This is a genomic window from Actinomyces sp. oral taxon 170 str. F0386 (assembly GCF_000195595.1).
In the GTDB taxonomy this organism is placed as follows: Bacteria; Actinomycetota; Actinomycetes; order Actinomycetales; family Actinomycetaceae; genus Actinomyces.
This window is the reverse complement of the sequence record NZ_GL882573.1, coordinates 1-25881: the sequence shown is the minus strand read 5'-3', so window position 1 is coordinate 25881 and position 25881 is coordinate 1. Positions and strand designations below refer to the sequence as shown.

General features: G+C 69.9%; 20 protein-coding genes and 3 tRNA genes. 10 read left to right on the top strand and 13 right to left on the bottom strand.

Translation table 11 applies throughout. The annotated features are described in order from the left end of the window. Window positions 1–26 precede the first annotated feature (26 nt). Entirely contained in the window at window positions 27–1400 is a 1374-nt protein-coding gene (locus HMPREF9056_RS11690) for a YcaO-like family protein (RefSeq protein WP_009405321.1), read from the bottom strand. 266 nt (window positions 1401–1666) lie between these two features. On the opposite strand from HMPREF9056_RS11690, the gene HMPREF9056_RS11685 reads away from it, so the two are divergent. Then, a complete protein-coding gene (locus tag HMPREF9056_RS11685) occupies window positions 1667–2395 on the top strand; it encodes a response regulator transcription factor (protein ID WP_009405319.1) in 729 nt (242 codons plus the stop codon). 20 nt (window positions 2396–2415) lie between these two features. Here the strand turns inward: HMPREF9056_RS11685 and HMPREF9056_RS11680 are convergent, their stop codons facing one another. Then, window positions 2416–3447 (bottom strand): hypothetical protein, encoded by a 1032-nt coding sequence (locus HMPREF9056_RS11680; RefSeq protein ID WP_009405318.1) that lies wholly within the window; start codon window positions 3445–3447, stop codon window positions 2416–2418. A gap of 164 nt (window positions 3448–3611) precedes the next feature. On the opposite strand from HMPREF9056_RS11680, the gene HMPREF9056_RS11675 reads away from it, so the two are divergent. The 3 genes from HMPREF9056_RS11675 to HMPREF9056_RS11665 all read left to right on the top strand — a co-directional run bounded on the left by HMPREF9056_RS11675 (window position 3612) and on the right by HMPREF9056_RS11665 (window position 7168). Next, window positions 3612–3893, top strand: coding sequence for a metal-sensitive transcriptional regulator (locus HMPREF9056_RS11675; RefSeq protein WP_009405316.1), 282 nt, complete (start codon window positions 3612–3614; stop codon window positions 3891–3893). Between the two features lie 81 nt (window positions 3894–3974). Then, the gene (locus HMPREF9056_RS11670; RefSeq protein WP_009405315.1) at window positions 3975–4244 is read left to right on the top strand and encodes a heavy-metal-associated domain-containing protein; all 270 of its coding nucleotides are present in this window, start codon (window positions 3975–3977) and stop codon (window positions 4242–4244) included. A gap of 71 nt (window positions 4245–4315) precedes the next feature. Continuing rightward, entirely contained in the window at window positions 4316–7168 is a 2853-nt protein-coding gene (locus HMPREF9056_RS11665; protein ID WP_087942272.1) for a cation-translocating P-type ATPase, read from the top strand. An 89-nt stretch (window positions 7169–7257) separates the two neighbouring features. Here the strand turns inward: HMPREF9056_RS11665 and HMPREF9056_RS11660 are convergent, their stop codons facing one another. Further along, complete coding sequence (locus HMPREF9056_RS11660; RefSeq protein WP_087942271.1) at window positions 7258–8271, bottom strand: alpha/beta hydrolase family protein; 1014 nt, start codon at window positions 8269–8271, stop codon at window positions 7258–7260. 563 nt (window positions 8272–8834) lie between these two features. On the opposite strand from HMPREF9056_RS11660, the gene HMPREF9056_RS11655 reads away from it, so the two are divergent. From HMPREF9056_RS11655 to HMPREF9056_RS11645, 3 genes are all read left to right on the top strand, one after another. Continuing rightward, on the top strand, window positions 8835–10253 hold the full coding sequence (locus HMPREF9056_RS11655; RefSeq protein ID WP_009405311.1) for a MalY/PatB family protein: 1419 nt from the start codon (window positions 8835–8837) through the stop codon (window positions 10251–10253). Window positions 10254–10393: 140 nt separating this feature from the next. Next, on the top strand, window positions 10394–11602 hold the full coding sequence (locus tag HMPREF9056_RS11650) for a PLP-dependent transferase (RefSeq protein ID WP_009405310.1): 1209 nt from the start codon (window positions 10394–10396) through the stop codon (window positions 11600–11602). A 93-nt stretch (window positions 11603–11695) separates the two neighbouring features. Then, a complete protein-coding gene (locus HMPREF9056_RS11645; protein WP_034514564.1) occupies window positions 11696–13468 on the top strand; it encodes an alpha/beta hydrolase in 1773 nt (590 codons plus the stop codon). Between the two features lie 105 nt (window positions 13469–13573). Here HMPREF9056_RS11645 and HMPREF9056_RS11640 read toward each other — a convergent pair. The 3 genes from HMPREF9056_RS11640 to HMPREF9056_RS11630 all read right to left on the bottom strand — a co-directional run bounded on the left by HMPREF9056_RS11640 (window position 13574) and on the right by HMPREF9056_RS11630 (window position 15466). Next, a tRNA-Arg gene (locus HMPREF9056_RS11640) sits at window positions 13574–13649 on the bottom strand. Window positions 13650–13808: 159 nt separating this feature from the next. After that, complete coding sequence (locus HMPREF9056_RS14785) at window positions 13809–15104, bottom strand: hypothetical protein (RefSeq protein ID WP_253270028.1); 1296 nt, start codon at window positions 15102–15104, stop codon at window positions 13809–13811. A 272-nt stretch (window positions 15105–15376) separates the two neighbouring features. Beyond that, window positions 15377–15466, bottom strand: a tRNA-Ser gene (locus tag HMPREF9056_RS11630). A gap of 367 nt (window positions 15467–15833) precedes the next feature. On the opposite strand from HMPREF9056_RS11630, the gene HMPREF9056_RS13840 reads away from it, so the two are divergent. Next, entirely contained in the window at window positions 15834–16187 is a 354-nt protein-coding gene (locus HMPREF9056_RS13840; RefSeq protein ID WP_087942270.1) for a hypothetical protein, read from the top strand. 235 nt (window positions 16188–16422) lie between these two features. Here HMPREF9056_RS13840 and HMPREF9056_RS14205 read toward each other — a convergent pair whose 3' ends face one another. The 7 genes from HMPREF9056_RS14205 to serS all read right to left on the bottom strand — a co-directional run bounded on the left by HMPREF9056_RS14205 (window position 16423) and on the right by serS (window position 23863). Next, a complete protein-coding gene (locus HMPREF9056_RS14205; RefSeq protein ID WP_157185081.1) occupies window positions 16423–16635 on the bottom strand; it encodes a hypothetical protein in 213 nt (70 codons plus the stop codon). Window positions 16636–16660: 25 nt separating this feature from the next. Further along, the gene (locus HMPREF9056_RS11625) at window positions 16661–18076 is read right to left on the bottom strand and encodes a DHA2 family efflux MFS transporter permease subunit (protein WP_009405307.1); all 1416 of its coding nucleotides are present in this window, start codon (window positions 18074–18076) and stop codon (window positions 16661–16663) included. Window positions 18077–18130: 54 nt separating this feature from the next. After that, window positions 18131–18216: transfer RNA gene (locus HMPREF9056_RS11620), tRNA-Ser, on the bottom strand. A gap of 101 nt (window positions 18217–18317) precedes the next feature. Next, window positions 18318–19667, bottom strand: coding sequence for an AGE family epimerase/isomerase (locus HMPREF9056_RS11615; protein ID WP_009405306.1), 1350 nt, complete (start codon window positions 19665–19667; stop codon window positions 18318–18320). A gap of 94 nt (window positions 19668–19761) precedes the next feature. Further along, window positions 19762–21393, bottom strand: a complete 1632-nt coding sequence (locus HMPREF9056_RS11610) for an ABC transporter substrate-binding protein (protein ID WP_009405305.1) — start codon at window positions 21391–21393, stop codon at window positions 19762–19764. Continuing rightward, a complete protein-coding gene (locus HMPREF9056_RS11605; protein ID WP_009405304.1) occupies window positions 21393–22571 on the bottom strand; it encodes an HAD family hydrolase in 1179 nt (392 codons plus the stop codon). The genes HMPREF9056_RS11610 and HMPREF9056_RS11605 overlap by 1 nt, the downstream gene beginning before the upstream one ends. 11 nt (window positions 22572–22582) lie before the next feature. Beyond that, the gene (serS, locus tag HMPREF9056_RS11600) at window positions 22583–23863 is read right to left on the bottom strand and encodes a serine--tRNA ligase (protein WP_009405303.1); all 1281 of its coding nucleotides are present in this window, start codon (window positions 23861–23863) and stop codon (window positions 22583–22585) included. 503 nt (window positions 23864–24366) lie between these two features. Between serS and HMPREF9056_RS11595 the strand changes: the two genes are divergently transcribed. Together HMPREF9056_RS11595 and HMPREF9056_RS11590 are read left to right on the top strand one after the other, a co-directional pair. Next, a complete protein-coding gene (locus HMPREF9056_RS11595; protein WP_009405302.1) occupies window positions 24367–25311 on the top strand; it encodes a LysR substrate-binding domain-containing protein in 945 nt (314 codons plus the stop codon). A gap of 104 nt (window positions 25312–25415) precedes the next feature. Further along, a partial coding sequence (locus tag HMPREF9056_RS11590) for a diacylglycerol kinase family protein (protein ID WP_009405301.1) occupies window positions 25416–25881 on the top strand: 466 nt, incomplete at its 3' end.

Genomic DNA, 25881 nt, shown 5'->3' with positions numbered 1-25881 from the left:
GGCGTGATGGGCATCGGGGTCATGGCTCAGGCGAAGGGCTGGCGGACGGGGTTGATCCCCGCCTCGTCGTGGACGGTCAGGCCCATCGCCCGGGGCGCCTCGTAGAGGCGGGGCGTGGCCAGGTAGCGGGCGTGGTGGCTGAAGGACAGGGGCATGGCCTCGGGGATGAGGGCCTTGACGACGTGCATGCCGACCTGGCGAGCCTCGTCGGTGGTGATGTCGACGACGACCGCCTCGGCACCGGCCCGCTCCAGGTTGGCGACGACCTGCTCGAGCGGGTCAGGACCATTACTGCCGTCAGTGCCGGCCGACGACGCCCCGAGGGCGCCGATCTCGTCCAGGGCGTGGACGGGCCGCTCACCTTGAAGGAGGAAGTCGAAGACGTGGCGCATGGACAGCTCGGCGTCAGCCAGGGCGCCGCCGACCACGGTGAGGTCCTGGCCCTTGATCTCCTGGGCACGCGGACCGCGGGCGTGGCTGCGCAGGGCGATGCGCAGGGAGGCGAGCTCGCGGTGGATCTTGGCCAGCGCCCGCTGCGGGTCGATGTCGCAGGTGGCGGCCACCACCTGGGCCAGCTCGGGGTCGACCTGGGAGGTCTGGACGGCGTAGAGGGTGGGGACGCCGTAGTCGGTGGTGGCGTCGAACAGGTGGGTCTCCAGCTCGGTGGAGGTGCCCACCCGGTGGTACTCGGCGGCCACCTCACCCAGGGCGGACGGATCGACGGCGACCGCCGGCAGGCGCAGGCGCTGCAGCCAGGTCAGGGCGATGGAGTCGCGCTCAATGACCTCGAGCAGGCCGCCCAGGACCGCCTCGCGCAGGTCGGAGTGGGCGGCGGTACCGGTGGAGATGGGGTTGACGAACTGCTCGGAGGGGGTGCGTACCGGGAAGTTGAGGTATGTCAGGACGGCCGGGACGAAGACCTCCCGGCCGCGGGTCAGGGACCAGCCGCGCACCCACCGCATGGGGACGCGGGGGTCTGAGGCGATGAGCCCGCAGTCGGGGTCCGCCAGCTCGGCGGCCGAGCACGCCGGCCAGCGCTCCGGTCCGATCGCGGCCTCGCCGAGACCGGCGGGGGTGTCCCACACCAGCTCCTCCTCCGTCCATGAGCAGCTGGAGTAGCGTTCCATCGTCTCCACGATCGCGATGTGTCTGGCGCGATCGGCGTCGATGGCCCCGCCGGCCCCGTCGAAGTTGCCCGCCTCGGCACGGTGATTCCAGGTGCGCTGTGACCTCAGCGCCTCAGACGGATCACCCAGAAGACCGGTCCAGATCGCGAAGACCGGCTCTCCGGCCGCTTGGGGCAGCTCGGTGGAACGGGAAACCAGGCCGAAGGGCGACTCGAGGGACGCAGCGCGAGCCAGTGATGGCGCCACACCCTCAATGAGCGCAGAGCGGTACACGGACCCTCCTTCCTGGGAACGACAGAGGAGGCACACTTGGGGGAAGTGCCGTTGGCGAAGAGCCTGCCCGAGGTCGCGTGGCCTTCACATCGCCCTTTGATCTACTGCCCGCTCCGCTGTTTGGATAGTTCTACCCGTCCTTTCGTCGGGGCGCGTCCCGGGAGCGTTAACACGGTTGACGTGTTTCTTCAGGTAGTTTGTTCACTGTTCCCAGCAGTCCGCGACCCCCACTTCCGCGGCCTGCACACATCTGCCCAAGGAGACACATGTCTTCCCAGATTTCTCCCGATCGCGTCAGCCTCGCCCTGGTTGACGACGACGCGATGGCCCTGGCCCATCTGGAGTCCTATTTTTCCGACGTCAAGGACCTCACTGTCCTCACAGCGACGCGCTCACCCCGCGCCGTCCTGCGGTTTCTTCAGTCGCATCAGATCGATGTCCTCATCACCGATGTCCACATGGAGAACATGGACGGCGTGGAGATGACCAGGGAGGTGATCCGCACCTCGCCGTCGACCCGAGTCATTCTCCTGACAACCGTCAACTCCGACGAGGACCTTCTTCAGGGGCTGGGGGCGGGCGCCAGCGGCTTCCTGCTCAAGAGCGCCCCCGCCGAGGAGATCATCGCGGCGGTGCGCACGGTCCACTCCGGGGCGAAGGTCGTGGCCCCCACGCCGACGTCACGCCTCATCGACTACGCCCTGGCCTCCGTGCGCGGCGCGGATGGCAGCGTCCACCTCTCGGAGAGGGAGCGCGACGTGCTCCACCTCCTGTGCGAGGGCGCCTCGAACCGCAAGATCGCCTCGCTGCTGGCCATCGCCGAGGCGACGGTCAAGTCGCACATCACCGGCCTGTTCCACAAGACGGGGGCGGCATCGCGCCTGGAGATCGTGGTGTGGGCCTTCAAGCACGGCTACGCCTCCAACAGCCCCTTCACGATCCCCGCCGCCAGCGCTCCCAGCAGCCCCGGCCCGAGCTCGCCGCCCGCCGAGTAGCAGCCCCGGAATCAGTCATCTCAGCCGGTGAAGGCCCGCAGGATGATGAAGAGGATGACGAAGAGGATCCACCCCACGACCTTGACCGAGCTCGTGCTGGAGCCCGAGGAGGGCGCCGGCCCGGCCTGCCGGTGCGAGGCGTGGGGCCCTGCGCCAGGACCGGGAGCCGGGGGCACGGTCGACTGCGCACCGCCGGGGTAGCCCGGCACCCCTCCCGGGAATCCGGGGGGCGGAGCAGCCGGGCCGCCCCCGACTGGTCCAACGGGCCCAGCCGGCCGGCCGAAGTCAGGCGCCGGATACCCACCCGGCTGCGCGTAGGGGCCGGGCGGCACCGGCGCCGGCACCCGCTGGTACGGTGCCGTGCGTGGCGCTATCGTCCGCGGGGACGAGGTGCGCGACGGCGAGGTCCGGGGCGCAGCCGTTCGGGAGGCGGTGCGGGCGGCGGCGGTGCGTGACGCGGCAGTGCGCCGGCTCGACGATCGCGGCCGTCGCCCTCGCCCAGTCCGACCGGTTCCGCCGTCGACCCTGCCGGTGGAATCGGCGGCGCCACCATCATTGGCACCATCAGCGTCGTCGGCATCGCCGGAGGCTCCGGCATCATCACCGTGGTGGGCGTCGTCGAAGAGCGGGGAGCCCATGAGCGGGTCACCCAGGACGGATCCGAAGGGGTCGTCACCCAGGCCGATGTCCGAGGGCTCCCAGCCCGTGGGCGCCAGGGACAGGGAGTCGTCTGCGTCGTCGACGTCGTCAGCGCTGTCCGCCCGGACCGAATCAGCCTCGACGCCGGGGCGCCCGCCGCGGCCGGGACCGCCGGAGGCGGTTCCCATCCGACCGACCCAGGTGCGCAGCTCCGGAGAGCAGCCCGGATTGTCGACGATGACACCGCGCAGGTCGGGGCGGTTGCCGGCCAGTACCATGAGCCGCCCGGCGCCCGCCTTCGGGTCCCTGGCGAGCTGGAGGTCGGGGTCTGCGGGCGTCTCCGACGTCGTGGTCGCCTCAGTCCTCGCCCCGCGGCCGGCCGAGCCAGGGGCGGCATTCGCAACGGTGGTCATAGCACGAGCATCCCACGCCGTCCCACTCCCTGTCCCGGGTCCGTGCCCACCGGGACGGACCGGACGCCGGGGACGAAAGACACCTATACCCCCCTGGGGTACTTGACTCATCTACCCCCCAGGGGTATGTTCGTCGTCGAACGAGAGGAAGGCACGGAGGAGAGATGGCCGGCTACACCGGGACCAAGGAGGACTACCTCAAGCGCCTGCGCCGCATCGAGGGGCAGGTGCGGGGCATCTCCCGCATGGTTGAGGAGGACACCTACTGCATCGACGTCCTCACCCAGATCTCCGCAGCCACCAAGGCCCTCCAGGCCGTGAGCCTCGGCCTGTTGGAGGACCACATGAGCCACTGCGTCCTGCACGCCGCCCAGGCCGGCGACGAGGAGGGCATGGTCAAGATCCGCGAGGCCTCCGACGCCATCGCCCGGCTCGTACGGTCCTGAGCGCCGCGCGACCCGGGCACCCGGGGTCGCCTCGTTCCCGTTCCGATCCACCCGTTTCCTTCACAACCCAAGGAGTGAGAGATGACTGAGTTCACCGCCGACGGCGTCGACCGCACCACCACCCTCAAGGTCTCCGGACTCACCTGCGGCCACTGCGTCGCCCACGTCACCGAGGAGCTCGAGGCCCTCGACGGCGTCAAGGACGTCTCTGTCCTGCTCAACAAGGGCGGGCAGTCCACCGTCACCGTGCTCTCCGACGTCCGCCTCGAGGACGCGGCCCTGGCTGAGGCCATTGATGAGGCCGGGGACTACACGCTCGACGCCGTCGAGCGCGACGTCCGCGAGGGCTGAGTCCGGGAGTCTCAACGTCGACGCCCGGCGCCCGGGCGCCGTGGAGCGGCAGCACAGACAAGGAGACTCACATGAGCGCACCGACCACTCGGGAACCCGGCGAGCAGCTGCGCACCGTCAGCCTGTCCATCGGGGGCATGACCTGCGCCAGCTGCGTGGCCCGGGTGGAGAAGAAGCTGAACAAGCTCGACGGCGTGAGCGCCTCGGTCAATCTCGCCACCGAGTCGGCCCGGGTCACCGCCCCGAGCACGGTGAGCGTCGATGACCTCCTGGCCACTGTCGCCCGCGCCGGGTACTCCGGCGCCCTGCTGGGAACCGCCTCACCTGAGGAGTCGCCGGCCGGTGAGGCAGCCTCGACGTCAGCAGCATCGGCGACGTCGGCATCCACACGGGGACCGGCCGGTTCGGCCGGCGCCGAACGCAGCGCCGGGGGCAGACCAGGCCGCGCGACACTATCGGTGGCGGCCGCGGAGCCGGCCACCGCGGCGAGCACGTCAACGACGCTCTCCGGCGACGTCGGCCCCCGCCCCGCCTCCGCGACGTCCGCACCGACCCTGGGCGCCTCGCACGTGGAGCGGGCCGCCGACCTGCGGCTACGGCTCATCTACTGCCTCATCCTGTCGGTACCGATCATGGCGATCTCCATGGTGCCGGCCCTTCAGCTGCCCGGCTGGCAGTGGACGGTGGCTCTCATGGCGCTGCCGGTGGCGGTCTGGGGGGCCTGGCCCTTCCACAAGGCGGCCTTCCGGGCACTGCGCCACGGGGCCTTCACCATGGACACGCTCGTGTCGCTGGGGGTCATTGCAGCGACCGGTTGGAGCCTGTGGGCGTTGGTGCTCGGCGGCGCCGGGCACATCGGCATGCGGATGAGCATGGAGCTGCTGCCCCGCTCCCAGGGGCACGCCGCTCACATGTACTTCGAGTCGGCCGCCTGGGTGACCACCTTCCTCCTGGCGGGCCGCTACGCGGAGGCGCGCGCCAAGTACCGCTCCGGCGACGCCCTGCGCGCCCTGCTGGAGCTGGGCGCCAAGGAGGTGACCCGCGTGGTCCTCACCTCGCCGTCGGGCAGCCGCGACGCCATCGACGTCCTGGACGGGGACGGCTCACCCCGGGCCGAGACCACCCGCACCGAGGAGCGCATCAGCATCGAGGAGCTGGCGGTCGGAGACCTGTTCCTCGTGCGGCCGGGCGAGAAGGTGGCCACCGACGGCGTCGTCGTCGAGGGCCGCTCGGCGGTGGACGCCTCGCTGCTCACCGGCGAGTCAGTGCCCACCGAGGTGGAGGCCGGGCAGGCCGTCACCGGGGCGACCGTCAACACCTCCGGCGCGCTGCTGGTGCGAGCCACGGCCGTGGGCGAGGGGACGACGCTGGCCCGGATCGGCCAGATGGTGACCGCCGCGCAGGCGGGCAAGGCACCCATCCAGCGCCTGGCGGACCGGGTCTCGGGGGTGTTCGTACCGATCGTCCTGATGCTGTCGGCCGCGACCCTGGCGGGCTGGCTGCTCACCGGGCACAGCCCGCAGGCGGCCTTCACCGCGGCGGTGGCCGTGCTCGTCATCGCCTGTCCCTGCGCGCTGGGGCTGGCCACGCCGACGGCGCTACTGGTCGGCTCGGGCCGGGCCGCCCAGCTGGGCGTGGTCATCAAGGGCCCGGAGGTGCTGGAGTCGACGCGGGCGCTGGACACGATGGTCGTGGACAAGACCGGCACGGTCACCCAGGGGCGCATGAGCCTGGATACCGAGGCCTGCCGCGAGATCGGCGGGCAGCACCCGGACCGGGCCGCGCAGGCCCCGGACTCGGCCGGCAGCGGCGAGGTTGGCGCCGGCGCAAGCAGCCAGGCGGACGCCCCCGCAAGCCTGAGCCCGCTCGGGGACGAGGCGCTGCGCCTGGCGGGGGCGGTCGAGTCGGCCTCAGAGCACCCGGTGGCCGCGGCGATCACGACGGCCGCCCGCGAGCGCCTGGGCGACCTGCCGGCACCGGCCGGCTTCTCCAACCACGAGGGCCGCGGCGTGTCGGGAACGGTGGAGGGCCACCGGGTAGCGGTGGGCCGGCCGGGCTGGCTCACGGGAGAGCTGGGCGTCGAGGTTCCCGAGGCGGTGCGCTCCGCCGTGGAGGAGGCGCAGGGGTCCGGGGCGACCGCCGTCGTCCTGGCTGTGGGCAGCGCCGTCGGTGCGGCCGCGAGCGCTGAGGACAGCGCCGGGACCACCGGCGTCGATCATGCCGCTGGCGCCGATGCCGTCGCAGACAACGCCGTGGGCTCAGGCACTGCGGACGCTCAGCCGCTGCGGGCGGTGGCGGTCCTCGTGGTGCGAGACACCGTGCGGTCCTCCTCGCGGGCGGCGGTGGCCGCGCTGCGGGAGCTGGGGATCCGCCCAGTGCTGCTGACCGGGGACAACGTCCGGGCCGCCGAGCACGTGGCGGCTCAGGTGGGGATCGACGCCGTCGACGTGCGCGCCGAGGTGCTGCCCGCTGATAAGCGGGACGTCGTCGCCGCCCTGCAGGCCGAGGGCGCAGTGGTGGGCATGGTGGGCGACGGGGTCAACGATGCTGCGGCCCTGGCCCAGGCCGGGACTCGGGGGCTGGGCCTCGCCATGGGCTCGGGGGCGGACGTGGCCATCGAGGCCGCCGACATCACCCTGGTGCGCACGGACCTGGACGCTGCGGTGGCGGCGGTGCGGGTGTCGCGGGCGACCCTGCGGATCATCCGCCAGAACCTGTTCTGGGCCTTCGCCTACAACGTGGCCGCGATCCCGCTGGCGGCCGCGGGGCTGCTCAACCCGATGATCGCGGGGGCCGCCATGGCTGCCTCCAGCGTCATCGTGGTCACCAACTCCCTGCGCCTGCGCCGGGCCGGCTGGCCGACGGCCGGGGAGCAGGCTGGGACGGCGAGGAGTACGTCCGGGTTCGGCGTCGAGAACCGCTGACACCACGATTCTCGACGCCGAGCTCCCGGGCCGGCCACGCCGGCTCCGTGTCAGTGGGCCTCAGGGGCCGTAGAACGACGGGAAGGCCCTCAACCGGCCTTGGTCAGATGGGCGATAATGCCGTCGATATCCTGCTGCAGCCGCTCCGGGCGCACAAGGTGGCCTCCCGCGTCCTCATAGCGCTCGTGAGGAATGCCGGCAGCCGCCAGGGCACCGCCGAAGGTCCGCTGCGTCGGCAGGACATGCTTCTCGTTCTGGTCGACGGGATCCGTTCCGCAGACGAGGAAGATGCGCTTGCCCCGGTAGTTCTCGATGTGCTCCATGGGGTTGTCCGCGCTCACGCGCGCCTCGTCCCACGGGGACCCGTAGACCATGCCGCCCCCGAGCTCGACCATCGAGGTCAGATTCGCCCAGTGGGTGATCGCGGCGCCGTCCGTCCCGCGCAGGTCGGCGGGCCCCGAGTGACAGGAGACGGAGGCGAAGTGCCCGTAGTACTTGGCGGTGTACTTCAGGGCCCCGAGGCCTCCCATGGAGAACCCGGAGACGGCACGCCCGGCGAACTCCGCGATGGTGCTGAAGGTGGCGTCCACCCACGGGATGAGCTCGCCCACGTGGAAGGTCTCCCAGTTGCGGGGCCCCACGTGGGAGCTCACCGGGTTGGAGTACCAGCCGGCGGTTCCTCCATCGGGCATGACGACGATGAGCTCGCGGCCCACGGTATAGTCCCGAATGCCCAGTTTGTCGAAGATCCTGAAATCGTTGTCGCCGCCCCCTCCGTGGAGGAGGTAGAGCACCGGGTAGCGGCGAGCGGGGGTGTAGCCGTCAGGCAGAAGCACATTGACGGCCGGGTTCCAGGCGATGGACGGCGTGGAGAACCGGTAGTACTGCATGCGGCCGCCGTCCTGGTGCTCGACGACGCTCAGGCCCGCGGCCTGGGCGGGAGCCGCACCGGCCACGGACACGCCGGCGCCCACGGCGGCGAGGGCGGCAGCCCCGCCCACCCCCTTGAGCATGCTGCGTCGGTTGATCCCCCGGCTGCGTGCGGGGCGGGCCGGAGGACGAGGCGGATCCAGGGTCATCGGGTGGTCAGGTTTCTGAGTCATGGGATGTACAGCTCCTTGCTGCGTCGGTGATGGTGAAGGAGGGAGACCCCTCCCCCGGGCCGCCTCCACTGGGTGATGGCTGCGGCGGTGGCCGTGAACCTGCCAAGACGGCACGACCAGCACCGACACTATCGTTATTGATCGGTAGAAAGTGTGGATAAGGCTCCCCGTCTTGACATACGTCGCCCAGCAGGGCGAGATCACGGCGACGACCAGCGAGGTGGCGCCGGCGGCGACGCTCCCGCTATGCTCGCGGTCATGACGACTCTTTCGCCCCAGGCCCGCACGATGATGGTGCGCACCCTTGGCGAGGGTCGAATGTGCATGCGCTGACAGCGCCAGCCGTCGCTGTCTGACACGTAACGGTGAGAGTCCGAGCCGATAGAGACCGGCTCGTCGCACTCCGCGGAGGCCCTGCCGCCCCCGTGTTCATCCCTCCAGCAACCCGCCACCTCGGCCGGCCCGCACGCCGGCCGCCCCGGAGCGCCGAGCCGACGCGCTGCATCCACGCACCTTGCGCTGACGCACATCGCCGCACCCGGGGACCTGAGAGGACCCCAGCCATGCACGCCCACCTCACCCCCGTCACGACCACCAGCGACTCCCGCCGATCCGCCGACCTCGACGACGCCTGTCCCGGCCGCCCCGCTCTCGCGTCAACGTCGGCCCCAGCGGCCGCCTCCTCCCCCGCAGCCGCCTTCTCCTCGACCGGTCGTTCCCCCTTCTCCACCGCACCCGCCGTCGAGGCCTCCTCCTTCAACGTCGTCCCCGACCGCCGCGGCACCGCCAGCCTCAAGTGGGACTTCGCCGTCGAGCGCGGCCGGCCCGAAGGCGTCCTGCCCCTGTGGGTGGCGGACATGGACCACGCCACCGCACCGGCGGTCACCAGCGCCCTGCTGTGGCGCACCCGCCACGGCATCTTCGGCTACTCCGAGCCCGACGACGCCTACAACGCCGCCCTGACCGGCTGGTTCTCCCGCCGCTACGGCTGGCAGGTGGAGGCGGCCTGGAACACCGTGACCCCCGGCGTCGTCCCGGCCCTGGCCCTGGCCGTGCGTGCGCTGACCGCGCCGGGCGAGGCGGTCCTCATCGAGGAGCCCGTCTACTACCCCTTCCGCGAGGTGGTCGAGGACAACGGGCGCACCGTGGCCGCCGTCCCCCTGGTGCGTGACGCCAACGGCGTCTACCGCCGTGACCTGGCCGCCCTGGAGTCCACGATCGAGGCCACCGGCTCGCGCCTGCTGCTCCTGTGCAACCCGCACAACCCGGTCGGTCGGGTCTGGAGCCGCGATGAGCTCGCCGCCCTGGACGAGGTGGCGGCCCGCCACGGCGTCGTCGTCGTGTCCGATGAGATCCACGCCGACCTGGCCCTGCCGGGTTTCGCGACGACGCCCTTCGCCTCCCTGGGCAGGGCCACCGCCGCCCGCACGATCACCTGCACCTCGCCGTCGAAGTCCTTCAACCTGGCGGGTCTGCAGGTCGCCAACATCCTCATCGCCGATGCGCACCTGCGCGAGGCCTTCCGCCGCGAGCTGGCGACCACCGGCTACTCCCAGCCCAATGTCCTGGGCCTGACGGCCTGCCGGGCCGCGTACGAGGGCGGCGAGGCCTGGCTCGACGCCCTGCGCGAGCACATCGCGGCGGCCCGCGCCCACGTCGAGGCGCGCCTGGAGCGGATCGAGGGCGTGGAGGCGGCGCCCTGTGAGGGCACCTACCTGCTGTGGCTGGACTGCTCCGGCTTTCTTCAGACCGCCGGGCTCACGCCCGACGAGCTCGACGACGTCATGCTGCACGAGGCCGGGCTCTGGCTCGACGACGGCCGGATCTTCGGGGCCGGCGGCGAGGGCTTCACCCGCATCAACGTCGCCTGCCCCCGCGCCACGCTCGACGCCGCCCTGGACCGGCTGGAGGCGGCCGTCGCCGCCGTGACCGCTCGGGCCGCTGAGCGAGCCGGGCGCGGCCGCGTCGCCCTGTCCGCCTGAGCCGGATCGCCCGAGCAGACTCGCCCACGTCCCGCCAACCGGACCGGCTGACCGGCGTCCAGCCACCGGTCACCGGCCGCACCGCCGCCGCCCCTCAGCCATCATTCCTTCCGCCCCGCCAGCCCGAGGAGAAACCGCCCATGACCAGCCAGTCCGCCACCCAGCCCACCGGCCGCCCCGAGTGTCCCGAGCCGCCGGCCGCCCGTACCTTCCCCGTCCACCACCACCCGACGTCGTCGTCCCCGACCCCGCAGGTCCGCCTGGAGACGCTGCTGGTGCGCGCCGGAACCGGCACCGACCCGGCCACGGGCGCGATCACGACGCCGATTCATCTGTCGACCGCCTACGGTCACCCGGGTCTGGGCGAGTCGACGGGTTACGACTACACGCGCACGGCCAGCCCCACCCGCGATGTCCTGCAGGACGCCCTGGCCCGTCTGGAGGGCGGGACAGCGGCCTTCGCCCTGTCCTCGGGGATGGCGGCCCTGGAGCTGGTGACCCGCACGCTGGCGCCGCACGGCAGCCGGATCGTGGCGCTGCGAGACCTGTACGGCGGCTCCTTCCGCTTCCTGGAGGTCCTGGCCGAGGAGGGCGCCGCGCGCGTCGACTTCGTCCTGGGCCTCGAGGGTCTGCGTGAGGCACTGGCCTCCCCGGCCGACCTGGTCGTCATCGAGACGCCCACGAACCCGATGATGGAGGAGATCCCGATCCACGAGGCGGCCGAGCTGGCCCGCGCCGCCGGGGCGAGACTGGTGGTGGACAACACCTTCTACACCCCGGTGGTGCAGCGGCCCCTGGAGCTGGGGGCCGACGTCGTCGTCCACTCGGGCACGAAGTACCTGGGCGGGCACAACGACGTCATGGCCGGCGTGGCGGTAGTGGCCGACGACGTCCTGGCCGAGCGGCTGAGCTACCGGCTCAACACGACCGGCGCGACGCTTGGGCCCTTCGACTGCTTCCTGCTGCTGCGCGGGCTCAAGACCCTGGCGCTGCGCATGGAGCGCCACGAGGCCAACGCCACCGCGATCGCGGAGTTCCTGCGCTCCAGCCGGTATGTGACGCACGTGCTCTACCCGGGGCGGTCGGGCATGGTGAGTTTCGACCTGGCCGAGTCGGTGGATGTGGCCCGCTTCCTGAATTCGGTGCGGGTGTTCACCTTCGCCGAGTCCCTGGGGGGTGTGGAGTCGCTGGTGACCTGTCCGTCGGTGCAGACGCACGCGGACGTGCCCGCCGAGGTGCGCGCCTCCTACGGGTTGAGCGACCGGCTCATGCGCCTGAGCGTGGGGATCGAGCACGTCGACGACCTCATCGCGGACCTGACCCAGGCATTCGAGGCCGCCGGCGTCTGAGAGTTCGTTCAGAGCCCGAACTGTCCATACGGACAGGCACTGCTGTGCTTCAGGCGGGGGCCATCGTGCTGTGGAAGGACAATGCTCGTCACCATGAGACGCCTACGAACGACCTCACCATCGCACGCCACCTCAACCCTCGCCGTCCTCACCCTGCTCGGTACGCTCACTGCCTGCAGCATGCTCGGTGCCAACACCGCAGCCGCTGTGAGCCCACCCGCGCACGACTCCCATCAGACCGGTGTCGTCCTGGACAGCAGCGCAGCCTCGAGCAGCACCGCCGGCACGTCTCAGGCCACCGACAGTAACGGCTCAAACGGTTCCGGAGGATCCACGGGATCCACCGGGTCCACGGGGGCGGGCGTCCCCGAGGGCCTGGAGTCCTTCTACAATCAGGACCTCACCTGGACCGACTGCACCGACGACGCCACCGGCACCGCCTTCCAGTGCGCCACCGTGACCGTTCCCCTGGACTATGACAACCCGCAGGGGAAGACCATCACAGTGGCTCTCAAGAAGCTGCCCTCGACGAGCTCCTCCCCTCGGGGATCGGTGTTCCTCAACCCCGGCGGCCCCGGGGGAAGTGGCATCTCCACCATCGAGTCGCAGGCCGAGCTCTACAAGAGCGGTGACCTGTCGGAGGTCCTGGCGAACTACGACGTCATCGGCTTCGACCCTCGCGGCGTCGGCCAGTCCACTCCCATCACTTGCTGGACCCCCGAGGACGTCCAGGCGATTCTGGCCGGACAGGCGGAGATGCCCTCCCTCTCGACACCGGGAAGCGCCGCCGACATCGTCGCCCAGGGCTCGCGCGCGGCCGCGGCCTGCCAGGAGCACACGGAGGTCCCCGAGATCCTCGATCACGCGGACACCCGTTCGGTGGCCCGCGACATGGATGTCATGCGGGCGCTGGTAGGGGACAAGGACCTGAACTACCTCGGCTACTCCTACGGGACCTACCTGGGCGCGGTCTACGCCGAGCTCTTCCCGGACAATATCGGACGCGTCGTCCTGGACAGCGCCATGGACCCCACCATGTCTCGTCAGGAGCCGACGGAAGGTGATGCCGCAGCCGCGGAGCAGGCGCTGCGCACCTATATCGAGTCCCAGCAGGGCCAGGCCGGGTTCCCCCTGAGCGGGACAACGGATGAGGCGGTCGCCCAGCTCGCGGCCTTCCTCGACGGTCTGGACGCCAACCCGCTGACAGTCTCCGACGCCGGAACATCCCTGAACCGCACCAAGGCCGTTGACGCCATCAGTACGCTGGTCAACTCCTCGCCCGATCAGTGGCCGCTGCTCAACGAGGGACTGACCCAGGCCATGAACGCGCACGACGGCACCGCACTGGCGAAGAACGCCGCCTCCCTCCCGAGCAGTAGCGCGCCTCCCACGACCGAGAAGCAGGTCGTCGAGCGGCTCCAAGCTTTCAAGGTCTTCTCGGCCAACCGCTGCCTCGACTTCCCCGACACCGGGAATGAGGCGAGCTGGGATACGGCACTGGTCTCCTACCATCGTGACTACCCGGTCTTCCACAGCACTGTCCCCCAGATCGACGCCTTCTGCCACGGCTGGGGACACACCAGCAAGACCGAGGCCGTCGACGTCGACGTCGAGGCCACGAACCCGGTGCTCGTCGTCGGCATCCTGCATGACCCGACCACCCCCTACCCGTGGTCCCAGGCACTGGTGTCGAGAATCCGCAACAGCCATCTGCTGAGCGTGGACATGTACGGGCACGGAGCCACCGGTCGCAATGCCTGCACGAGCGCGAAGGTCAGCGACTTCCTCGTCAACGGAACGCTTCCCTCTAACGGCGAGGTCTGCGCGGCCGACCCGGAGCCCCGGGCTGGGGGTGAGAAAGACTGACGTGGAGATTCAGCAGCGACTCAGCTGAGCCGCGCCGTCGAAGCCGGGGAATCCCAGAAATGGAAAACACCCCGGCTCCGACTCATTCAGCCGAGGGCGGGGTGTTGGTGCGCCCGAAGGGATTCGAACCCCCAACCTTCTGATCCGTAGTCAGATGCTCTATCCGTTGAGCTACAGGCGCTCGTCGTTGCCGACGGATAGAAGACTACTCAGCGTCCACCCAGGGGACAAATCCGCACCTCGTGAGGATGGGCACAGGGCCGGAGCCCCGCCGACGGCGGGAGTCCAACCCTGTGCGCGCTGTCATGACAGCGGTGCTCGTCTGCGAGCCACTGGGTCCCTACCCGACGCTGGTACTCCCGGTGTTGAAAGACCACATCGAGAGGCCAAGCGCGCCGAGCACCACGACGAGGATGATGCTCAGAACGACACCGATCACCATCCAGATGAGAGCGGCCCTGGCCCAGTTCTTCCTAGCGACCGAGCGGCCGTCGCCGAAGGCGAGCATCAGCAGGTAAATGAGTCCAAACAACGGAATGGCGGCCAGGAACATCGTCAGCATCCAGCTGCCGACGGAGTCCGCGCCCTCATCGTAGGGCTGCGCCAGCGCGCCACCACCTGTCGACTGCCCGAATGACGCCCCCGCGGCGGGGGGAACCACGTCGGAGAAGGCGGGGACCTGCCCGGCTGCGGCGTCGGAGGAGGGGGCCGAGCCCCACTGGGGCGCCGATCCCTGCGAAGGGACGGACGGGGCCGACGACGGCGCGGACTGGGCGCCAGGCTGCGCCGCCGCGGGGGCGGCGAAGGCCTCCGCCGCCTGCTCGGCCTCGGCGCGCGCGGTTGCCGTCGGGAAGACCGAGGACATACCGACGTCACCGTCGTGGCGGCCCCCACTGAAGGGGTGCGAGTGCGGGGCGGGCTGCTGAGCAAAGGTCTGCTGGTCCTGGGGAATCGCCGGCTGAGCCGGAGCCTGCTGGTCCTGCCAGTTCAGGGTCTCCTGACCGGAAGCAGATCCGGGCGCCGAGGGGGTTACGGGCGCAGACTGGGCGAAGGGCGAGGCCGCAGCCGCGGCGCCGTCGTCGGCCTGGAGCGCTCTCCAGGCGGGCTGATCCGGCTGGTTGTTGTAGGGCGCCGGCTGGCCGGCTGCCTGAGCGGGGGGCTGCCCGGTCTGGAAGGGGGAGGCGCCGGAGCCGCCGAATCCAGCGCCTGCGGCCGGGTCGGGCTGACCGAACTGGGTCGGCTGACCGGGCTGGGGCTGTGGGCTCTGTGATCCGAGTGGATCGGCCCCGCTCTGCTGGACGTAAGGATTGCCCTGAGCGTAGGGGTCGGCCGGGGCGGATGCCTGCTGGGCCGCCGCTGCTCCGGCACCTGCGGGGTAGGCGCGCGTCTGTTCCTCGGGGGGAGGCCCGGCGGGAAGGTCGGGCTGCACGGGGCGCCACGATCCGGCCTGGGCGTGGGCTCCAGGCACCGCACCAGATGCAGAGCCGGGCACCTGCCCGGCGGCCTGCTGCGACTCGGCGCGTGCGGCGTCGAGCAGCTCCTGGTTGATGAGGACGGTCCGGGCGTTGAACTCGTCCCCCTGACCGGGTCGGGGCGTTCCGGAGGCCGGAGGCTGGGTTGCGTCGTGGTCAGACATGAGGTCCCTCTCAGTCGAGTACAGCATCACGCTATCCCGGATCGGCTCGAGACGACACACAGGCACCCCGATCGGCCAGAGGCGAACGCCCCGATCGGCCTTGATTCGTGGGGAGTCGGTCAGTGGGACGCGGCCGCAACGGGCTCGTGGGCACCCGGCACGTTCCGGGACGTCCAGTACCGCCGGCAGGCGACCCCGACGAACATCACCGGCGGACCGATGGCGCCGACGGCGGAGCCCCGGCGCGCTGCTGCGCGCCGGGGCTCTTGCTCTGGCGGAGATGGGGAGATTCGAACTCCCGAGGGGCTTCCACCCCAACCTCCTTAGCAGGGAGGCGCACTAGGCCACTATGCGACATCTCCATCGCCTTCCCACGGCTCTGCCGCAGGGCGCACGGGCAGCCTACCGGGAGGACGCCCCCGCGAGCAAACCGCAGGAGTGGCGCGCTGAAGCGCGAGCGTCGCGCGGGCCGTCAACGACCGACGATGAAGATGCCGAGGCCACTGTGGATCGCCTCTCTGGGCGGCCAGGACGACGGGTCGCCCAGGCATGTGTGGACCATGTACAACGCGCATGCGAAACATGCACTCACCACCCCGTTTTCTTTGTGCATACACCACAGGAGATTGATCCCCCTACCGTGAAAACAGATTTCGAGGTCCCATAGTTGTACGGCAGCAAACGCGAAGTCACCCCGACTTCAATGCCCATCCAAAGAAGGAGATTCGCATGCAATTCACAAAGAGAAACCTCATCAAGACCGCAGCAGTCGGTTCAGCACTTCTAGGAGCAGTTGCCGTAGCTGCACCGGCTTCCGCCAACTCCTTCGGACCGACAGACTACGGTACCGGCGGCCAAGCAATGGTCAGTTACGACGATGGCGCCGACCGATTCTGCATCACAAATAATGGCCTCCTTACCCAGAGTTACATTTATATTGGGCCATCCAGCGGACGCGGCCCAAGCCACTTTTTCAAAGTCTATCAAGGACAAACAAAGTGCGTCAGCTTGGCACGAGCTTACGAAGACAGTCGTTACTATTACCAAGTGGGTGGCCACGAACCAGTCGACTTCTACAGCTGACCCGAGCACATTCGGAGGCACGACCCTGAGGATCGCAGCATAGTTACCATTCCCATCTCCCCACTCCCGCAACACTTGAGCCCTCGGCAGCGCATCGGCTGCCGAGGGCTCAAGTAGGTTATCAAGTTCCTGAGCGGAGATCTTGCAGGCCTGCTCCAGATACAGCTACACGCTAGTGGTGACCCGACGCGCGCTGGAAACTGCGCTGGCTGGTGGCAGACAGTCCGAACAAAGATCAGAAGTCAAGCAGCGCAGCCTTCTGGTGTGATTCAGACAGCGAGGCGTCGACTAGATAGTGACCGACCACCTCAACCGTGGCCTGATTTACACGGAGATCGCCGAGAAGCACGATGTGGCACCAAGCATAGTCGGCAAGTACATCCAGCGAGCGGAAGAACTCACGTAACCTCCGTGGGACACGTCTTTTTAAATCAACGACAGCATGCACGGCGGAACTCTGCCGCGGAACCACCTCAATCAATTGCTGACACCAGCGACCTCGGAACGAGCGAATACACAAAGAGACCGACAATAAATAGCAGCAAGGGAACGCCCAATACCCACGCAACGACCGAACTCGAAATCCCCAGGGGGTCGACTTCGGTAGGCATAGCGGCGAGCATCTGCATCAAGAGTCCGACAACGGCTCCCCCTAACACAGGGCCGGCTTGACGAAGGACATTGAGGAGAGATGACGCAGCACCGAACTCGTCACCCCTCAGCGCAGTCATACCTACTGTCGTCAGTGGCGCCATCACAAACCCGTTTCCTATACCGAAAACGACGGTCGCCCCCAAGAACCACACCCAAGAACCCCCCATAGCGGCGATCAGCATACTCAGGGCGGTTCCCACCGCGGAGGCCCCGAAGCCGATCTGTAGAACGAGGCGAGCTTCCCCCTCATCAACCCAGCGACCCGCAATAGGTGCTGTGACCACAGACGCAATCGACGCTGGCGCGAGAACAAAGCCCGCCCAGAACGCCGTTTGCCCCAGCACGGACTGGATGTAGTTCGATACGAGAAACGTCAAGGCGAATACACCAAGGGCCGCAAAGAGCCCGAACAAAGCGGCAACGAGGAACCGTGGATTTCTGCGAAGAGACTGTGGAAAAACTGCGTGCGCCGGATCTATCCGACGTTCATACCGGAAGAACACAAACAGGCAGAACACAGCAAACGGCAGGCAAGCAATGGTTAACAGGTCCCAGCCCGCATGGGGACCTTGCAGACATCCATAGAGAAGTGCCACAAGGCCGATGCCTGCGAGAAAGGTGCCCACGAGATCAAGTCTCACGGAACGGGCCATCTCGATTGGAAGGCTTCGCAGACCTAGAACCACGACGAGAGCCGCAATCGGAAGGTTGATGAGGAAGACCCATCGCCAACTGAGACCGTCAATCAACACTCCGCCGGCCAGGGGACCGATGATGGATGCAGTTCCTGCAATTGATCCCCAGATGCCGACTGCGCGCCCACGAATCTTTTCAGGGAAGGTGACACCGATGAGCGTGAGAGTCTGTGGCACCAGCATGCCGGCACCGAGTCCCTGAAGGAACCGGCCGACGATCAAGACGAACGGAGAGGTCGCAACACCGCAGGCGAGGCTGGCAGCTGCCAAGATGATCGTCCCAAGGTGGAAGAGGCGTCGGTGCCCGAATCGATCACCTAAACGACCTGACGGGATGATCGCCAGTGCGAGAACGAGACCGTAGCTGTTGACCGCCCAGAACACCTGGGCTGTGGACGCGCCTAAGTCCCGTGTCAGCGAGGGAACTGCGAGGTTGATAATTGTCAGATCGAGGAGAGCAATGAAGTACCCACCAGCCAACGCGCACAGCCCGATCCACTGCCGAGCGTTGACTGTTATGGCTAGGGAATCTTCCGTCACGTCTTCCCCTCGTTCGCAAACTCGGTATCACGGAAGGTGATTGCGTTGCTTGAGCGGAGAGGGAGGGATTCGAACCCCCGGTGCGCCAGGCGCACAGCGGTTTTCAAGACCGCCACATTCGGCCGCTCTGTCACCTCTCCAGGCCGCGCCCTCGGGGCGCGACAGGCATAGACCCTACCATCCCTGCGAGCCCCACGGTCCACCGGGCCCACCGGCGGCCCGCTCAGGGCACCCAGCGACGTCAGGACCTACTGAAGAACCCTCGCCGGTGCGGCTTGCTGGCGCGCGCCGGCAGCGGCGAGTCCGGTTCGTCGAGCCGCCCCTCGGCCAGGGCCTGCCCGATCGCCGGCCACACCGGCAGACGCGCCATGAGCGTGGCCTGCAGGGCGTGGTAGATGTCCGGGTGCCCGGCCCAGGTACGGGTCGAGGGCTGGTTGTCGCGGTCGAGCTCGTGGGTCCACACGCCGGGCGCCTCGATGAGGAACTCCTCGGCGTAGTCGATCCAGGCCCGGTAGCAGTGCTCGTAGTGCTCGACATCGATCTCCCCGTGCCCGTCGTCGAGCAGAGCCCGACGGATGGCGGCCGAGGCCGAGATGCCCTCGCAGACCACCCAGTGCATGCGCTCATGGACCATCGGCTTGCCGTCGAAGTCCGTGGTGTAGACGAAGCCGGGGGCGCCGCCGACGCGCCAGCCGTCGGTGCGGGCCTGCTCGAAGATGTGCTCGGCAGCATCCAGCATCCAGTCCGGCGCACTCATGGAGCGGTTGATGAGGGCCCCACGCAGCTGCACGGTCAGTCGCGCCCACTCCAGGCCGTGGCCCGGCGTGACGCCGTAGGGCCGGAAGGGATGAGCCGGCTCGTCGTGGTTGTAGTCGAGCCGCGGTTCCCAGGAGGTGCTGTAGTGCTCGGGCAGGCGCCAGCCGTGCTGGCGGGCCTGGACGTTGACTGCGAAGTCGACGATCTTCAGCGCCCGCTCCAGCCAGCGCACCTCCCCGGTGACGTCGGCGGTGGCCAGGTAGGCCTCCACCGTGTGCATGGCGGCGTTGATACCCCGGTAGTCCTCGGGGTCGGTGAAGTCGGCGGCGTAGGACTCGACCGGCATCTGCTGCGCCTCGTCCCACCAGTGGCGGTCCTGGATCGCGATGGCATCGCGCAGCAGCTCATGGGCGCCGGGCCGGTCGGCGGCTGTTGCGGTGGCCGCGGCCAGGAGCACGAAGGCGTGCTGGTAGCACTCCTTACGGGCCTCGGGGTCGATCGGGACGCCACGCCCATCGGCGTCGGGCTCGAGGCCGATCGCCGAGTACCAGCCGCCGTTGACCGGGTCGCGCAGAGGGCCGTTCAGGGCGCGCACGCCGTGGTCGGCGTAGCGGCGGCAGCCAGGGATGCCCATGAGCGCCCCCAGGGAGAAGGCGAAGGTCATGCGACCGGTGATCCACAGTTCGACCGGATGGGAGGGGTCCACCTCGCCGTCCTGGCCGATCCACCCGAACCCGGTGGGCACCTTCGCAGCGCGCGCGTAGTGCAGCAGGGCATGCGTCTCGTAGGCCAGCCAACGCTTGTGCTCGGGGGCGCCGAACCATCCCAGTCCCATGAGTCCTCCTTGATCCGCTGGGGATTCAAGGCTATCGACCCGTCTCGCGCGGATCAATGCTCCAGGCTGAGCCCGATGACACGCCCCGCCCCGGCTACTTCTGCTTCGGCCAGGCCGACTCGGCCTGCGTGAGCGCCTCCTGGGAGGTCATCGCCCCGGTCGACCAACGGCTCAGCGCCAGCCACAGGGCACTGCTGCCCACGCCCACGGGCATCGAGTCGGAGGCGTCCATCTCCACGGTTGTCTGACGCGACTGGAGCAGTGTGGTGGCACGCCGGCCGACGTCGCTGGGAGCCAGGTCCGGGTCGACGCCCTGGTAGGCGGTCGCCACCCCGCCCATCGCCATCCGGGTGCGGGCCCAGTCCCGGGAGGTCAGGTAGGCCATGACCGCGTTGGCCGCGTCCGAGCTGGTGAAGGCCACGAGATAGTCGGTGCCCACCAGCACGGCGTCCGAGCCACGGTCCATCGCCGGGGTGACGAAGGCCGAGACCTTGGTGCCACTCGACGTCGACGACGCCGTCGGCCCGGCCGTCTTGCCGCCGCCCTCGGCGGCGACGCTCCCGGTGGCGGTGGGCGCCTGGACCGCCACCGGGTTCGCGCCGTCGGCGTCGGTGATGGCGGTGCCCTCCGGGAAGCGGCTCTCGAAGGAGGAAGAGGCGTGCAGCATGAGGCAACTGCCCTTGACCAGGTCGGCCCCGGCCTGCTCAGGGCTCCGGGAGATGATCGAGCCGCGCCCGCCGGCCACGTTCCCGTCGGCCAGGACCAGGGAGCTGACGGCGTCGAGCGCCTCCACGGCGCCCGAGGAGTCCACGGGCACCCGGTGCGAGGCCCAGGTCTCGTAGGCGCCGGACCCCTGGGTGGAGAGCATGACATCCTCGAGCCAGTCGGTCATGACCCAGCCGGTGGACTCCCCGTCGGAGGCGCCCACACACCAGGGCGTCACGGAGCCGTCGGGGTGATCGGCGCGGACCTTGCGGGTCAGGGCCTCCAGCTCGGCCCAGGTGCCGGGCACCTTGTAGCCGGCCTTGGCGAAGGCGTCCGGCGAGTACCACACGAGGGACTTCACCGAGGCCATGAGCGGGGCGGCGTACGGCACGGAGGCGTGGATGCCGACCTGGATCCAGTGCCGGTCCCAGCCGGCCTCCACGTTGCTGTTGACCGTGTTCGGCAGCGGGTGGACCACACCGGTGTCGACGAGCTCGGCCACCATCCCCGGCTGCGGCACGATCGCCAGGTCGGGCAGGTTCTCAGGATCGTCCTGGCTCGACGGCGAGGCCCCCCTGCTGGAGGACAGGTCCGCGCCCGAGCCGTTGAGCAGCTGCGAGCGCAGCTCGGTGGTGCCGGTGTGCTCGACGTCGATGCCCGTGCACTTCTCGAACTCGGCCACGGAGGCCTCGAAGCGCTCGGCCTCGGTGCCGGTCAGGCCGCTGGAGACGGTGACGGTGGCGCCCTCGTGCCCCTGGTAGGCCTTGTAGGCGGCGCAGCCCGAAGCCGACGCCGAGCCGGCCCCGCCGGCCGAGCAGGCGGCACTGGCAGCGGCCGCCAGGGTCAGGGCGCTGGTGGCCGCGAGAAGTCGACCGGTCCGTCGCAGTCGGCCGGTACCGCGTCGTCGGCCCGCGGCGGCCGGCCCGTCGGACCGACCGGACCGACCGGACCGACCGGCATCGTCGGTGGAGTTCTCACGGATGACGTTGTGGTGGGAGACAGGGAGGGGGGACTGTCGCATCAGGGGTGCCTTACTCGTTCTATGAGGGCGTCCAGGACGGCGGCGCAGCCGTCCCGCCACACGGGCTCGGTCAGGATATCGCCGCGGTCGCGCACCCACGGGGGCGCGCTGCCCATGACGACTCCGGCCCCGGCCCACTCGATCATCTCGACGTCGTTGGAGCCGTCCCCGACCGCGAGGGTACGGGCGGGGTCGGCGCCCAGGCGGGCGGCGAGCGCCTCGAGGGCGGAGGCCTTGGTGACTCCCTCGGGGGCGACGTCGAGCCAGGCCGTCCAGCCGATGGCGTACTCCACCGAGTGCAGCCCGGAGTCGGCCACGATCTCGGAGAAGCGCTCCACGGACATGCCCGGCGCCCGCAGGACCACGCGGGTGACGGGCTGGGAGACGAGCTCGTCGAAGGTGACGACCCGCTGGTCCTCGATGAGCTCGCCGTCGGGGAAGAGCCGGGAGACCTTGAACCCGACGCCGGGATCCTCGACGGCGATGATCCCGTCGGGCACGGCGGCGTGCAGGGTCTCAATGGCGGTGCGCGGGTCGAAGGTGCGCGAGTCGACCACCTCGTAGCCGCCGGGGGCGTCCGGGTCGAGCCGCAGGGTCAGGGCGCCGTTGGCGCACACCATCCAGCCGGTGGACAGCCCCAGGTGGCGTACCACCGGCATGGCGGCGGCGATCCCGCGCCCGGTGGAGATGACCACGGGCACCTTGTGGGCGCGCAGGCGGGCGATGGAGGCCATGACCCGCTCCGAGACGCACCCGTCCATGTCGAGGATAGTGCCGTCGACGTCAAGGGCCACGACGAGCCCGTCACCCGGAGCGAGCCGGGCGCCGCCGGCGGCCTCCAGGGCGTCGAGGTCCCACATCCGGTCCTGGACGAGGGCGTGGTACTCCTCGTGGTTCAGGGCCCGACGACGCAGCACGCGCCTTCCAGCCCCGGAGCCGGCCTCTCCGGCGGACTCGGAGCCGCTCTCGACGCCGTCGAGCTGCTCGAGGTACTCCGCGGAGCCGCCCAGGTGGGTCAGGGGCTGGCCGGCCGGGGCGATCCCGGTGGCGGGGTTGATGGCCGGGCCGTTGCCGGTGGGCTCCGTGCTGCCGGTGCCGCTTGCGGCATCGGCAGCACCGGCGGCCTCAGGCAGGGGCTCCGGCGTCGTCGACGAGGTGGGCGATGGCGTGGGGCTCATGGGACCGACCCTCAGGCGGTGGCGCCGACGGGCTCGATGACCTCCAGGCCGCCCAGGTAGGGGCGCAGGCCCGCGGGTACGCGCACCGAGCCGTCGGCCTGCTGGTGGTTCTCCAGGATGGCGACCATCCAGCGGGTGGTGGCCAGGGTCCCGTTGAGGGTGGCCACGGGGCTCGTGCCACCCTCCCGGCGCTCGCGCACGGCCAGGCGGCGGGCCTGGTAGGTGGTGCAGTTGGAGGTGGAGGTGACCTCCATCCAGCGCTGCTGGGTGGGCAGCCAGGCCTCGCAGTCGAACTTGCGGGCGGCCGAAGAGCCCAGGTCCCCGGCGGCGGTGTCGATGACCCGGTAGGGCAGCTCGACCAGGGCCAGCATCTCCTCCTCCATGGCCAGGAGCCGGGCGTGCTCGGCCTCGGCGTCCTCGGGGCGGCAGTAGGAGAACATCTCGGCCTTGTTGAACTGGTGGACCCGGATGATGCCGCGGGTGTCCTTGCCGGCGGCGCCGGCCTCGCGGCGGTAGCAGGTGGACCAGCCCATGTAGCGCCTGGGCCCGGCGGACAGGTCGAGGATCTCGTCGGCGTGGTAGCCGGCCAGGGCCACCTCGGAGGTGCCGGTGAGGTAGAGGTCGTCGGCGGGCAGGTAGTAGATCTCGTCGCTGTGCGCGCCCAGGAAGCCGGTGCCGCCCATGACCTGCGGGGTCACGAGGGTGGGGGTGGTCATCGGGGTGAAGCCGTGGGCGACGGCGGCCTCCAGGGCCGCCGTCATGAGCGCCAGCTCCAGGCGCATGCCCCAGCCCTTGAGGTAGTAGAAGCGGGCGCCGGAGACCTTGGCGCCGCGGCGGGTGTCGATGATGTCCAGGCCCTCGCCGATCGCCAGGTGGTCGGCCGGCTCGAAGCCCTCGGCGGCGAAGTCGCGGGGCTCGCCGCCCTCGTGGCGCAGGACGACGTAGTCCTCCTCCCCTCCCGACGGCGCCCCTTCGATGAGGTTGGCGAACTGGCGGGCCAGGGCGTCGAGGTCGGCGGCTGCGGCCGAGGAGGCGGCCTCGGCGGCCTTGACCTGCTCGGCCAGCTCCTTGGCGCTGGCGAGGATCGCCGGGCGCTCCTGCGGCGAGGCCTTCCCCACGGACCGGGAGACGGCCTTCTGCTCGGCGCGGAGGTTCTCGAAGGCTGCCAGTGCCTGACGGCGGGTCTCGTCGGCGGCGATGACGCGGTCAACGAGATCGACGTCGGCACCGCGGGCTCGCTGGCTGGCTCGGAAGGGCTCGGGGTTCTCGCGAAGCGCACGCAGGTCGATCATGCCCCTGAGTGTAGTCAGGAGGGCGCCCGACTCCGCACCCTCTCCTGAGTCCCGGCGGAGACGGGCCGTCACCGGGGACGTGGCGGACCTGACACTCCAGCCGGATCGGCCGCAATCCGACGTCGGATGAGTGTCGCCTCGCGACGGCCCACAGGCCCCTCGACCCATGAATCAACCAGTGGATCGGCCGAAAAGTGCGCTCGAATGACAGACGTGCGATTCAAACACGCTCGCGCCTGTGCACACCAGGCCTGAGCGGCGAACGTGACCCACTTCCTACTACCAACGTAATCCACCTGTGAATAGAATCTATTTCAATCGGTGTACCCTATAGTTCCCGACGGTGTTCCCGGGCCGCCACGTTGGAGACCTGCCTGCGCCGCCTCCTGCACCACTCTCCCCACTCTTCCCGGCCAGTCGTCTGTCCACGACTTTCTGTCACTCCGTCATATCAGGCTCGCCGATCGCAGTGATGCGGGCCCCCGACCACAGGACCACAACTCATGCCGATCTCATCATCTCCGTCCTTCTCCCAGCTGCGGGCCTTCGTGGCCCTGTGCGATCACCAGCACTTCGGTGAGGCCGCCACGGCTCTCGGCGTCAGCCAGCCCAGCCTGTCCCAGGCCATCACCGCCCTGGAGAAGCGCGTCGGCGGCGAGCTGGTGGAACGCACCACTCGCCGCGTCCTGGTGACCTCCCTGGGCGAGGCCTTGCTCCCCTTCGCCCGCGACGCCGTCCTGGCCGCCGAGGCCTTCAACGAGGCCGCCTCCAGCCAGGGTGCCGCCCTGAGCGGCACGATGCGCCTGGGCATCATTCCCACCATCGCGCCCTACCTGGCCCCCGTCCTCATCGACGGCCTGCGCGAGGCCCTGCCCCAGATGGACCTGGACCTGCGTGAGATGGTCACCGGGGACAACCTCGACCAGCTCGCCCAGGGCCGCCTGGACGCCGCGATCATCGCCCTGGAGGACGACCTCCAGCGCACCGCTGCGATCCCGATGTTCGACGAGCAGCTCGTCATCCTCACCTCCGCGAACCACCCCTGGGTGGGGCGCACGGACGTGAGCCCCACCGAGCTCGATGACCAGCCCCTCCTCCTGCTTGACGAGGGCAACTGCCTGCGCGACCAGACCCTGGCCCTGTGCCAGCGCTACGGCTCTCAGCCGCCGGTCGCGGTGGCCACCACCCTGTCCACGGTGACCCGCATGGTCGCCCACGGCTCCGGCGTGACGATCATTCCCGAGGGCGCCCTGCAGCTGCTCTCCCCGTCGTCGGAGTACGGTGTCGCCCGTTTCGGCGGCGAGGCGCCGGTGCGCCACATGGGCCTGGTCCACCGGGTCTCCTCCTCCCGCGGAGCCGACTTCGCCCAGCTCGCCTCCCTCATCTCGCGCCTGGTGAGCGAGGCCGACCTGCCCGTTACTCCGATCAAGACCCTGGCTGCGGCCTGAGCCGCGCTCCGAGACGCACCCCGCACCGGGCTCACGCCCTCCTGTACGTTCCTACGCCCCTCCCGGGTCGTGACCGAGGCCGCACAGGCGGCTAACCTGCCCCTATGACCGGCTCCACCGACGGCGGGACCCGAGCGACGACGCGCCCCGGGCAGCCGTTGGCCTGCGTCGTCGTCAATCCCTCCAAGCCGCGCGCCACCGCGGTGGTGCGGGGCCTGCTGGAGCGCGAGCTGCGAGGGGCCGGCTACACCGGACCCGTGTGGCTGGAGACGAGCGTCTCCGAGCCCGGCACGATGCAGGCGCGCCTGGCCCTGGCCGCCGGAGCCCGGCTGGTGGTGGCCGCGGGCGGGGACGGAACCGTGCGCTCGGTGGCGGCCGGCCTGGCCGGCACCGGCGCCCAGATGGGCATCGTCCCCCTGGGCACGGCGAACCTGGCGGCCCGCAACCTCGGTGTGCCGGTCGGCGATCCGAGGGCGGCGGCCCAGGTGGCGGCCCGCGGGGTCGACCTGCCCGCCGACCTGGCCTGGGTGCGCACCGAGCCCTGGGCCGAGCCCGACGTCGGGCCGGACG

Coding starts and splice junctions, on each gene's coding strand:
- serS (WP_009405303.1), bottom strand. CDS start 23,863: ATGATCGACCTGCGTGCGCTTCGCGAGAACCCCGAGCCCTTCCGAGCC.
- HMPREF9056_RS11655 (WP_009405311.1), top strand. CDS start 8,835: ATGCACGCCCACCTCACCCCCGTCACGACCACCAGCGACTCCCGCCGA.
- HMPREF9056_RS11670 (WP_009405315.1), top strand. CDS start 3,975: ATGACTGAGTTCACCGCCGACGGCGTCGACCGCACCACCACCCTCAAG.
- HMPREF9056_RS11665 (WP_087942272.1), top strand. CDS start 4,316: ATGAGCGCACCGACCACTCGGGAACCCGGCGAGCAGCTGCGCACCGTC.
- HMPREF9056_RS11615 (WP_009405306.1), bottom strand. CDS start 19,667: ATGGGACTGGGATGGTTCGGCGCCCCCGAGCACAAGCGTTGGCTGGCC.
- HMPREF9056_RS11675 (WP_009405316.1), top strand. CDS start 3,612: ATGGCCGGCTACACCGGGACCAAGGAGGACTACCTCAAGCGCCTGCGC.
- HMPREF9056_RS11680 (WP_009405318.1), bottom strand. CDS start 3,447: ATGACCACCGTTGCGAATGCCGCCCCTGGCTCGGCCGGCCGCGGGGCG.
- HMPREF9056_RS11595 (WP_009405302.1), top strand. CDS start 24,367: ATGCCGATCTCATCATCTCCGTCCTTCTCCCAGCTGCGGGCCTTCGTG.
- HMPREF9056_RS11660 (WP_087942271.1), bottom strand. CDS start 8,271: ATGACTCAGAAACCTGACCACCCGATGACCCTGGATCCGCCTCGTCCT.
- HMPREF9056_RS11650 (WP_009405310.1), top strand. CDS start 10,394: ATGACCAGCCAGTCCGCCACCCAGCCCACCGGCCGCCCCGAGTGTCCC.
- HMPREF9056_RS14785 (WP_253270028.1), bottom strand. CDS start 15,104: ATGTCTGACCACGACGCAACCCAGCCTCCGGCCTCCGGAACGCCCCGA.
- HMPREF9056_RS11685 (WP_009405319.1), top strand. CDS start 1,667: ATGTCTTCCCAGATTTCTCCCGATCGCGTCAGCCTCGCCCTGGTTGAC.
- HMPREF9056_RS11610 (WP_009405305.1), bottom strand. CDS start 21,393: ATGCGACAGTCCCCCCTCCCTGTCTCCCACCACAACGTCATCCGTGAG.
- HMPREF9056_RS11605 (WP_009405304.1), bottom strand. CDS start 22,571: ATGAGCCCCACGCCATCGCCCACCTCGTCGACGACGCCGGAGCCCCTG.
- HMPREF9056_RS11645 (WP_034514564.1), top strand. CDS start 11,696: ATGAGACGCCTACGAACGACCTCACCATCGCACGCCACCTCAACCCTC.
- HMPREF9056_RS13840 (WP_087942270.1), top strand. CDS start 15,834: ATGCAATTCACAAAGAGAAACCTCATCAAGACCGCAGCAGTCGGTTCA.